This is a genomic window from Pseudomonas sp. PA-4-8C (assembly GCF_021606625.1).
In the GTDB taxonomy this organism is placed as follows: domain Bacteria; phylum Pseudomonadota; class Gammaproteobacteria; order Pseudomonadales; family Pseudomonadaceae; genus Aquipseudomonas; species Aquipseudomonas lactis.
In genome coordinates this window covers 1-9,565 of sequence record NZ_WKCD01000221.1, presented here as the reverse complement: position 1 = coordinate 9,565, position 9,565 = coordinate 1, and the positions used below count along the sequence as shown (strand labels likewise).

11 protein-coding genes are annotated in these 9,565 nt (G+C 61.4%); 8 read left to right on the top strand and 3 right to left on the bottom strand.

Annotated elements, in window-relative coordinates:
* On the bottom strand, window positions 1-1,453 hold a 1,453-nt coding region (locus tag GIW04_RS23405; RefSeq protein ID WP_236479235.1), incomplete at its 3' end, for a putative bifunctional diguanylate cyclase/phosphodiesterase.
* Window positions 1,454-1,652: 199 nt separating this feature from the next.
* On the opposite strand from GIW04_RS23405, the gene GIW04_RS23400 reads away from it, so the two are divergent.
* From GIW04_RS23400 to GIW04_RS23390, 3 genes are read left to right on the top strand one after another with little or no spacing between them, the layout of a single operon-like run.
* Window positions 1,653-2,966 carry an HD domain-containing phosphohydrolase gene (locus tag GIW04_RS23400; RefSeq protein WP_003188919.1) on the top strand — a complete coding sequence of 438 codons (1,314 nt, stop codon included), beginning with the start codon at window positions 1,653-1,655 and terminating at the stop codon, window positions 2,964-2,966.
* Entirely contained in the window at window positions 2,963-3,376 is a 414-nt protein-coding gene (locus GIW04_RS23395; protein WP_003188920.1) for an NUDIX hydrolase, read from the top strand. The genes GIW04_RS23400 and GIW04_RS23395 overlap by 4 nt, the downstream gene beginning before the upstream one ends.
* The gene (locus tag GIW04_RS23390; protein ID WP_120248727.1) at window positions 3,373-3,873 is read left to right on the top strand and encodes a GNAT family N-acetyltransferase; all 501 of its coding nucleotides are present in this window, start codon (window positions 3,373-3,375) and stop codon (window positions 3,871-3,873) included. The genes GIW04_RS23395 and GIW04_RS23390 overlap by 4 nt, the downstream gene beginning before the upstream one ends.
* A 112-nt stretch (window positions 3,874-3,985) precedes the next feature.
* Here the strand turns inward: GIW04_RS23390 and metR are convergent, their stop codons facing one another.
* Window positions 3,986-4,903, bottom strand: a complete 918-nt coding sequence (metR, locus tag GIW04_RS23385; protein WP_003188924.1) for a transcriptional regulator MetR — start codon at window positions 4,901-4,903, stop codon at window positions 3,986-3,988.
* A 182-nt stretch (window positions 4,904-5,085) separates the two neighbouring features.
* Here metR and GIW04_RS23380 point away from each other — a divergent pair, with 182 nt between their 5' ends.
* From GIW04_RS23380 to GIW04_RS23360, 5 genes are all read left to right on the top strand, one after another.
* Window positions 5,086-6,105 carry an alpha/beta fold hydrolase gene (locus GIW04_RS23380; RefSeq protein WP_034134312.1) on the top strand — a complete coding sequence of 340 codons (1,020 nt, stop codon included), beginning with the start codon at window positions 5,086-5,088 and terminating at the stop codon, window positions 6,103-6,105.
* A gap of 54 nt (window positions 6,106-6,159) precedes the next feature.
* Complete coding sequence (locus tag GIW04_RS23375; protein WP_003188927.1) at window positions 6,160-6,813, top strand: DsbA family oxidoreductase; 654 nt, start codon at window positions 6,160-6,162, stop codon at window positions 6,811-6,813.
* 227 nt (window positions 6,814-7,040) lie between these two features.
* Window positions 7,041-7,961 carry an arginase gene (locus GIW04_RS23370; RefSeq protein ID WP_034134472.1) on the top strand — a complete coding sequence of 307 codons (921 nt, stop codon included), beginning with the start codon at window positions 7,041-7,043 and terminating at the stop codon, window positions 7,959-7,961.
* On the top strand, window positions 7,958-8,338 hold the full coding sequence (locus GIW04_RS23365) for an EamA family transporter (RefSeq protein ID WP_003188930.1): 381 nt from the start codon (window positions 7,958-7,960) through the stop codon (window positions 8,336-8,338). Before GIW04_RS23370 ends, GIW04_RS23365 begins: the two co-directional genes overlap by 4 nt.
* Window positions 8,335-8,739, top strand: coding sequence for a transporter (locus GIW04_RS23360; RefSeq protein ID WP_003188932.1), 405 nt, complete (start codon window positions 8,335-8,337; stop codon window positions 8,737-8,739). The genes GIW04_RS23365 and GIW04_RS23360 overlap by 4 nt, the downstream gene beginning before the upstream one ends.
* A gap of 132 nt (window positions 8,740-8,871) precedes the next feature.
* Here GIW04_RS23360 and GIW04_RS23355 read toward each other — a convergent pair.
* The coding region (locus GIW04_RS23355) for a MipA/OmpV family protein (protein WP_236479233.1) at window positions 8,872-9,565 on the bottom strand (694 nt) is incomplete at its 5' end.

The window sequence follows — 9,565 nt, the reverse complement described above, 5'->3', positions numbered from 1 at the left end:
GGGTGGGCGGCAGGCCTGTTTCTTTAAGGATGGCGGCCAGGTTGTCGACGAAGTCTCGTTGGCGAAAGTCGATCGCCGAAATGTTCACCGACATGCGCAGGGGCACCAGGCCCATCTCGCGCCAGGCTTGGGCTTGTGCGCAGGCTTGGCGCAGTACCCATTGGGTCAGGCGTACGATCAGGCCGCTGTCTTCGGCCACAGGAATAAAATCCGCTGGGCTGACCCAGCCCGACTGCGGTCGAAACCAGCGTGTCAGCGCTTCCGCGCCGACGATGCGCCCGGATTCCAGCGCCAGCTTGGGCTGGTAATGCAGCACAAACTCATCGCGGTCCAGCGCCTGGCGAATCGCGCTTTCCAGGTTTTGCTGGTGCTGGGCGCGCAGGTTCATGTCTTCTGTGTAAAAGCTGAAATCCCCCGGGCCGCGTTCTTTGCTGGTGCGCATCGCGGTTTCAGCGTGCTTGAGCAAGCCCACGGCGTTGTCGCTGTCATTGGGGTAAATGCTGATGCCCAGGCTGGCGCTTACACTCAAGTCATGCCCCGCGACATGGCGAGTCGCGCAGACAGCATTGAGCACCTTTTGCGCAATGTGCTGGGTTTGCTGGGGATGCTGGATATCGTTGAGCAGCACCACGAATTCGTCGGAGCCATAACGAAACACCGAGTCCGAGGCCCGTATCGCCGCCACCAGGCTCAGGCTCACCTGCGCAAGCACCTCATCGCCTGCCGGATAGCCCAGGGCGTTGTTGATGCGCTTGAGGCGGTCGAGCCCCAGAAACATCACCGCCAGTTGCGTGTCATGCCGCCGGCTCAAGGCGATCGCCTGGGTCAGGCGGTCGCCCAGCAAGGTGCTGTTGGGCAACTCTGTCAGGGCGTCGTATTGCAATAAATGCGAGACCTTGAGCAGCTCCTGCACGCGTTCCTCGATGGTGCGCTCCAGACTGATCACCTTGAGGGCCGCGTCCTGGGCCAGTTGCCATTTCCAGGTCAGGGCGCTGGCCATCTGGCGGATTTCCAGGTGGTCGAAGGGCTTTTTCAGGATCAGCAGTTGGTCGTTGTATTTCAGACGCGCTTCGATGGCCTCGAAGGAGTAATCGGAATAGGCCGTACAGAGGGCGATTTGCAGGTTGGGGTCCACCTCCCACAACTGTTCGATGGTGTGCAGGCCGTCCCAGCCAGGGGGCATGCGCATGTCGATAAACACCATGGCGTAGGGCGAGTGGGCGTCCAGGGCTTTCTGGACCAGTGCCAAGGCTTCCTGGCCCTGGTAGGCGGAATCCAGGTCAAACGCCTGGCGCACCGGCGCCGTGGTGCCGAACAGGGCGGACTCCAGAGTATCGAGGGAGGGCTCGCCGTGCTCGTCGGCACAGAGGATCTTGCGAAAATCCTGGTGGATCGAAGCGGTGTCGTCGACGATCAGGATGCGCCGGTTGGCCCGGCCCGATTCCGTCTTCATGGCGCACTCGGCACATGCAAAAGGCTTGATGGCATGACAATTCCTTCCCTGGTTCTACAACTGAACGGGGCGCGAGTATGCAATGCAGCATAGTTGAGTTCCCTTGATATCGACGGCCAGTTGGCGTCAAATCAATCGCGCTTTGTATTGCGCGGATTCAATTTAGCTTAACTTCGTTTAATTTGAAGGCAGAGTCGCCATGGATGAACAACTCGCTACGAAGTCCGCTGTTTTGCTGGTCGACGATGAAGAGTCGATCCTTAACAGCCTGCGCCGCCTGTTGCGCGGCCAGCCCTATGACGTGGTACTGGCCACCAGCGGCGCCCAGGCGCTGGAGATCATGGCGACCCGGCCCATTGATCTGGTGATGAGCGATGCGCGCATGCCCGGCATGGACGGCGCCACGCTGCTGGCCGAGGTCCACCGCCTGTATCCCGCCACCGGCCGCATCCTGCTCACCGGCTACGCCGACCTGACCACCATCATCAAGGCGATCAACGACGGGCAGATCCACCGCTACATCAGCAAACCCTGGAACGACGAGGAGTTGCAACTGGTGTTGCAGCAAACCCTCGAGCATCAACGGCTTGAACGCTTGGCCCGAGACCAGACCGAACAGCTCAAGCTGCTCAACGCCACCCTGGAAAAACGCGTGGCGGCGCGTACCGCCGAGTTGCAACAAACCGCCGACATGCTCGACCTGGCCTACGACGAGCTCAAGCGCAGCTACGTGACCGGCACCGAAGTATTCTCGCTGCTGGCCAACCTGCGCTTGCCCAAGGACAAACAGACCAACCGTGCGTTGATCGAGTTGATCCGCGTGTATTGCGCCGCCCAGTCCATGGACGAATCCAGCACCCGTGACCTGACCATGGCCGCCGCGTTGTACAACATCGGCAAGTTGAGCTGGACCGACAGCATGATGGTTGCACCGTCAGACAAACTGCATAGCACCGACCGTGGCTTGTACCGTGAGTATCCGGGGCAGAGCGAGTCGTTGCTGATGACCCTGGAGCCGATGAAGGATGCGGCGCGGATCATTCGTCATCACCAGGAACGTTGGGACGGCACGGGGTTTCCCGACCACCTCAAGGGCGATACCATCCCGCCCGGTTCACGGCTGCTGAAGCTGGCGGTGGACTTTATCGAATTGCAGAAAGGCTTGATCCTGGAGCGACACCTCAACAGCGACGAAGCGCTGTTGTATATCCGCAAGTACGCCGGGCGCCTGTATGACCCGGCGTTGGTGGAAGATTTTGTGCAGGCCTGCGCCACCTTCCTTAGCGACGTGACCCTGGGCGACCCCACGGTCAAAGTCCTCACGACCCGTGAGCTTGAGGCCGGCATGGTGTTGGCCCGTAACCTCAATGCCGATAACGGCATGCTGCTGCTCAATGCTGGCAAGGTGCTTAACTTGCCGCTGGTGGACAAATTGATCGCGTTCGAAGCGATGGAAGGCGCCAAGTACAGCGTATTTATCAAACAGCCCGAAGAGACCTCGATTCTTTCATGAATGATTCAACCATCCGCATCGCCGCCGCCATCCTCATTGACCAAGCCGGCCAGACCCTGCTGGTGCGCAAGCGCGGCACCCAGGCGTTCATGCAACCTGGCGGCAAGATCGACGCAGGCGAACAACCCGTCCAGGCGCTGGCCCGTGAGCTGTATGAAGAGTTGAACCTGCACATCAAGGTAGAGGACGCCACGTACCTCGGCCAATTCTCGGCGCCTGCCGCCAACGAACCGGGCTTCACCGTGCAGGCCGAGCTGTTCCAGGTGCAGATCGACGTTGCGGTCACGCCAGCGGCGGAAATTGAAGAAATCCGCTGGATCGACCCCACGGGCGATGGCGGCCTGCAATTGGCGCCGCTGACCCGCGATACGATCCTGCCGCTCTACCGCGCGTCGCTGATCGACGCATGATCATTCGCCCGCTGGAGGCTTCCGACGCACCCGTATACCGGGCGTTGATGCTACAGGCGTATGGCGCTTATCCCCAGGCGTTCACCTCCAGCGTGGCCGAACGTGCCTTGATGCCCTTGAGCTGGTGGGAAAAGCGCCTCGGCAGCCCGCTGGACCGGCTGTTTGGCGCCTTCGACGGCGATCAGTTGGCGGGTATTGTCGGCCTTGCATTTGAGCCACGGGAGAAGGCCCGGCACAAGGTGACCTTGTTCGGCATGTACGTGACCGAGGCTTATCAACAGCAGGGGCTTGGGCGGCAACTGGTGCAAGCCGCACTGGAAGAAGCCCGTCGCCACCCGCGCCTCAAACTGATCCAACTGACCGTCACCGCCGGCAATGACGCCGCCTTTGCGCTCTACCAGCGCTGCGGTTTCATTCAGTACGGCCTGGAGCCATTGGCCGTGCGGGTAGGCGTGGAATACTTCGACAAGATCCACATGTGGCGCGAGCTACGTTGATCGTTCCCACGCTCTGCGTGGGCACGCATCCTGTGACGCTCCGCGTCACCACTTGGACGCAGAGCGTCCTTGGCGGCATTCCCACGCAGAGCGTGGGAACGATCGGGCCCGCTCAACGCACCGCGCTGACGCCATCCAGCGTGGAGAACGAGGTGTCCTTGGCCGTCAGCAAGAAGTCGCGCATATAAGGCGCATCCAGCATGTCGGCACGGATGCCCGCATACAACGTGGCGAACAACCCTTTCTCACCCAACCGCTTGGCCTTCACATACCCGCGTGAGCTGTATTCATGCAGCGCCCAGTGGGGCATGCCGCACACCCCACGGCCGCTGGCCACCAGTTGCATCATCATCACCGTCAGCTCCGAAGTCCGCACCTGGGCCGGTTCGACGTCGGCCGGTTCCAGGAAGCGGGTGAAGATGTCCAGGCGGTCACGTTCCACCGGGTAGGTGATCAGGGTTTCTGTCAGCAGGTCTTCGGGCACGATGTAAGACTTGTTCGCCAGCGCGTGTTGGTTGGCCACCGCCAGCATGGCTTCGTAGGTGAACAGCGGCACGTAGGTGATGCCCGGCAGTTCCAGCGGGTCGGAGGTCACCACCAGGTCCAGGTCACCACGGGCCAATGCCGGCAGCGGCGCGAAGGCAAAGCCCGAGGCCAGGTCCAACTCGACTTCCGGCCAGGCATCGCGGAACTGGTCGATGGTCGGCATCAGCCACTGGAAACAACTGTGGCATTCGATCGCCATGTGCAAGCGCCCGGCGGTGCCGCCGGCCAGGCGCGCAATATCGCGCTCGGCACCGCGCAACAGCGGCAGGGTGGCGTCGGCCAATTGCAGCAGGCGCAGGCCGGCGCTGGTGAAGCGCACCGGTTTTGTCTTGCGCACGAACAGCGGCATGCCCAGGCGCTCTTCCAGCTCTTTGAACTGGTGGGAGAGGGCGGACTGGGTCAAGTGCAGGCGCTCGGCGGCTTCCACCAGGCTGTCGGCTTCACGCAAGGCGTGCAGGGTTTTCAAGTGACGGATTTCGAGCACAGGCGCTCCATGAAGAAAATTTGCGACGAAAACGGATTGCTTGATTTTGTCTCATGTTGCCAATCGTGTCGACCATGACCACTGGGCGCTCTTCATCAAACTGTCATCGAACTGTGGCAGCGCGCTTGAACAAACTTCATCAGACTCGCGCTCTACTGGGGTTCTGCGTTTTGGTGTTTTTCATGCGTGCGTTGTTTTTAGTGGCCGCTCTCCTGTTCGGCCTGCCGTCTTTTGCGGCTTCTCGATGTGATGTCAATGTCCCGACCCAAACGGTCGACCTGGCTCAGGTGAGCATCGCCTATCAAAGTATCGGCCGTGCGTCCGACCCTGCGTTGCTGTTGGTGATGGGCCTGGGCGGGCAGTTGATTCACTGGCCGGATGAAGTGGTGGTGGCCCTGTGCGAACAAGGTTTCCGGGTGATTCGCTACGACAACCGCGATGTGGGCTTGTCCACTTGGCGGCAGGCGCCGGCGAGCGCCAACCTGACTTTCGAAGTGCTGCGCTACAAGCTCGGCCTGCCAGTGGCGGCGCCTTATACCTTGACCGATATGGCCGACGACGCCCTGGGGTTGATGGATGCGTTGCAGGTGCAGCAATTTCACGTACTTGGCGCGAGCATGGGCGGCATGATCGCTCAACACCTGGCGGCCATGGCGCCACAGCGTGTGGAAAGCCTGACCCTGATCATGACCAGCTCCGGCGCCGAGGGCCTGCCCGCGCCGAACGCGGCGCTGGTGCAATTGCTGTCGCGGCGCAGCGCGCCCAACCGTGAGGTGGCGCTGGAGCAACAGGCAGATTTGCTCGCGGCGTTGGGCAGCCCGGATATCAAGGACGATCGCCAGGCGTTGCTGCACCAGGCGGCGCTGTCCTATGACCGCGCTTTCAACCCCGAAGGCGTGAAGCGCCAGATCATGGCGATCCTGGCCGAGCCGAGCCGTGTGCCCTTGCTCAACCAACTGCGCGTGCCTGCGTTGGTCGTCCACGGCACCGCCGACCCCTTGCTGCCGGTGATGCATGGCGTGCACCTGGCCGCGCATATCCAGGGCAGCCAGTTGAAATTGATTCCCGGCCTGGCCCACCGTTTTCAGGAAGCGTTCAAGGCGCCCTTGCTGGCGGCGGTGTTGCCCTACCTGCAAGCCCATCGCCAGGATGGCGCGCATTGGGCGCAGATCGATTTGAGCGAGCCTTCGAAGGTGCTGTGAAGGTGGTGTATGGTGCAACCTTTATGCGCATGACTGCCTGCGAGGTTGCCCACCATGAGTACTCCCCTGAAAATCGATTTCGTCAGCGACGTATCCTGCCCCTGGTGCATCATCGGCCTGCGCGGCTTGACCGAAGCCCTCGACCAGCTCGGCAGCGAGGTGCAGGCCGAGATTCATTTTCAACCGTTCGAACTGAACCCGAACATGCCCGCCGAAGGTCAGAACATCGTCGAGCACATTACCGAAAAGTACGGCTCCACGGCTGAAGAGTCCCAGGCTAATCGTGCGCGTATCCGTGACATGGGCGCCGCGTTGGGCTTTGCTTTTCGCACCGATGGCCAGAGCCGTATCTACAACACCTTCGACGCGCACCGTCTGTTGCACTGGGCCGGGTTGGAAGGCTTGCAGTACAACCTCAAGGAAGCGCTGTTCAAGGCGTACTTCAGCGATGGCCAGGATCCTTCCGACCACGCGACCTTGGCGATCATCGCCGAAAGCGTCGGGCTGGATCTTGCGCGCGCCGCCGAGATTCTTGCCAGCGATGAATACGCCGCCGAGGTCCGCGAGCAGGAGCAGCTGTGGGTTTCCCGTGGGGTGAGCTCGGTGCCGACCATTGTCTTCAATGACCAATATGCGGTGAGCGGTGGGCAACCGGCTGAGGCCTTCGTGGGTGCGATTCGCCAGATCATCAACGAATCGAAATCCTGAAACCGAACGCGGAGCAAAATGTGGGAGCTGGCTTGCCTGCGATAGCGGACTGTCAGTTGCAAATGGGCTGGCTGACACACCGTTATCGCAGGCAAGCCAGCTCCCACACTTGATACTCATTGTTTGCAAAAATGGCGCTCATCCAAGCGCTGGCCCATCCCTTGCATTACCCCCCTAAAGCCCAACCGGCCTGCGGTTGGGCGCTGCCATTAGGGGTGTAACTTACCTTGAATATTCTTGACCTTGACCACAGCCTCACCGGCCAGGCACCGATTGCCCGGCGGTTGGCCAGCGGTCGGGCCACGCGCCTGGACCTGCTGGACCTGGGCCCGAAATTGCGTTTGTGGTCCACCGAAAAAACCTGGAAACGTTTCGTCGAGCGCCTGGCCCAGCGGCCTCGGCCCCGTGACGCGCGCCCGGAAATCCTGTTTGTTGGCTCCGGCGATTATCACCACCTTACGCCGGCCTTTTTGGCCGACCTCAAAGAGCCCATCAGCCTGATCCACTTTGACAACCACCCCGACTGGGTGCGCTTTGCGCCCAAGCGGCACTGCGGTTCATGGGTCAACCGGGCGCTGAAGATGCCGGCGATCCAACGCATCGTCACCCTCGGCCCGTGCAGCGATGACCTGCATAACCCGCAACTGCGCGGCGGCAACCTTGGCGCCCTCAAGCGCGGGCGTTTGCAGTTGTTTCCCTGGCAGCATCCGCCGTCCAAGGTCTGGGGCCGGGTGGGGGACGGCGCCGGCCACCAGCAACAGGAAAACCACCTGCATTGGCGCAACCTGGCGGACCTGGATTGGGCGGCTTTCCTCGACCAGATGATTGCCAGCCTGCCCACCGAAGCGATCTGGATCACCATCGACAAAGATGTGCTGGCCAGTGAAGACGCCGCCACCAACTGGGACCAGGGCGGCATGCGCCTGACCCATTTGCTCCAGGCCCTGCGGGCGTTGGCGGCGGGTAAACGCATCATTGGCATCGACGTCTGCGGTGAGTTCGCCACGCCGGCGTTCAGCAACGCGTTCAAGCGCTGGGAAGCCAAGTCTGATCAGCCGCCACCGGAGCGCTGGAGCCCGCAAGACTTGCAGCGTAATGCTGCAACCAATGAAGCCTTGATCGACCTGTTTGAGGAGCTGTTCCCGTGACCCTGACCGTGGTGTTGTTACTGGCGTTTTCCATCGTCCTCGATGTGATTGGCCAGCTGTGTTTCAAATTGGGCGTGGACCGTTTGCCGCAACTCGATGGCGGTTTTCGCCTGCGTGCGTTCTGGGGCCAGGTGTTCAATGCGCCGCTGTTGTGGGCCGGCGTCGGCGCCTATGTGATTGAGTTTTTTGTCTGGCTCGAAGCGCTGTCCCGTGCGCCCTTGAGTCTGCTGTTTCCGCTGGCGGCGTTGGCCTATTGCCTGGTGGTGTTGGCGGGCAGGGTGGTGCTCAAGGAAACCGTCAGCCGACGTCGCTGGCTGGGCACGTTGGTGATCACGTTGGGTGTGATGTTGGTAGCAATCGCGGGGAACCAGGCATGACAACGCAGACAATCAATACTGGCTGGCTGCATGGGCGGCTTGGCACCCTGGTGCTATGGGCATTGCTGATCGCCACCGAAAGCGCAGGGCAATTGTTCACCAAGGTGGCCGGCGATCAATTGGGGCCGATGGACTTCAGTTGGCAATGGCTGGCCGACGTGGCGCGCAACCCGGGAATTCTGGCGGCGATTGCCAGCTATCTCGGGGCGTTTTTTGTGTGGATGCTGATTCTGCGGCGTAGCAGTTTGTCCCTGGCGTTTCCGCTGAGTTCGCTGGTGTTTGTGGCCGTATTGCTGGGTTCTTGGCTGGGGCTGGGCGAGCACATCAGCGCGTTGCATTGGGTAGGCGTGGTGGTGATTATCGGTGGTATCGCCCTTTTGGCTGAGGGCGAAGAACACTGAAAATAGTGTTATGAACGCAGGCCCAATGTGGGAGCGGGCTTGCTCGCGAATGCGGTGGATCAGTTAAATATTAGCTGACTGACACACTGCTTTCGCGAGCAAGCCCGCTCCCACATTTTGCTCCCGGGTAATTCAGTCGAAGGTGTAGCTGATCGCCGTCTGCACCTGGCCCTGATTCACCTGGCCAGCCTCTTTGACGATGCTGCTCTTGGCCGCCGACCCCACCAGGTGTACCCAGCTGGCACTGGTCAGCAGTGACCAATGGGGCGCCAGGGGGAAGGAAAAACTTTGACTCAGCGTCACGTTCTGAAAGCCGCCGCTCGCGTTATACGGCCGTAAGCCCGAGGCGACAGCTTCGTTGTTGTCTACGCCGAAAAAGGTATTGGTCTGGCGCGCATCGGCAAAATGCGCAACCAGGCCGCTGCTGCCGATAATCCCGCCACCCAAGGGGTAACCCAGTTCGCCGCCGATTTTACCCAGGGCGCCGCTCTGGGAATGCCCGCCGCCCACGGCCTGGCCCAATTGCGCGTAGACCCGCCAGAAATTGGCCGGGGCGTATTGGACGAAACCGCCCACTTCCGCCATGTCCGACACGTTGCGCAGGCCTTGCAACTCGCCGTTGGAGGTGCGCCCCGAAAGGTAGTTGATATAGGGGCCAGCGGTAAGGCCGTGGGTATCCAGGGCGCTCCAGGTCAGGCCGTCATCGGTGCTCAGGCTGACGTTGCCCCAATCCAGGTCCAGGTACGGCACAGGCCGGGTTTCGTAGCGGCTGCCAGTGGGGTCGTGGGGCTGATAGCTGAGGCCCGCGCCCACATCGCCCGTGATG

Coding starts and splice junctions, on each gene's coding strand:
- GIW04_RS23400 (WP_003188919.1), top strand. CDS start 1,653: ATGGATGAACAACTCGCTACGAAGTCCGCTGTTTTGCTGGTCGACGAT.
- GIW04_RS23395 (WP_003188920.1), top strand. CDS start 2,963: ATGAATGATTCAACCATCCGCATCGCCGCCGCCATCCTCATTGACCAA.
- GIW04_RS23390 (WP_120248727.1), top strand. CDS start 3,373: ATGATCATTCGCCCGCTGGAGGCTTCCGACGCACCCGTATACCGGGCG.
- GIW04_RS23380 (WP_034134312.1), top strand. CDS start 5,086: ATGCGTGCGTTGTTTTTAGTGGCCGCTCTCCTGTTCGGCCTGCCGTCT.
- GIW04_RS23375 (WP_003188927.1), top strand. CDS start 6,160: ATGAGTACTCCCCTGAAAATCGATTTCGTCAGCGACGTATCCTGCCCC.
- GIW04_RS23360 (WP_003188932.1), top strand. CDS start 8,335: ATGACAACGCAGACAATCAATACTGGCTGGCTGCATGGGCGGCTTGGC.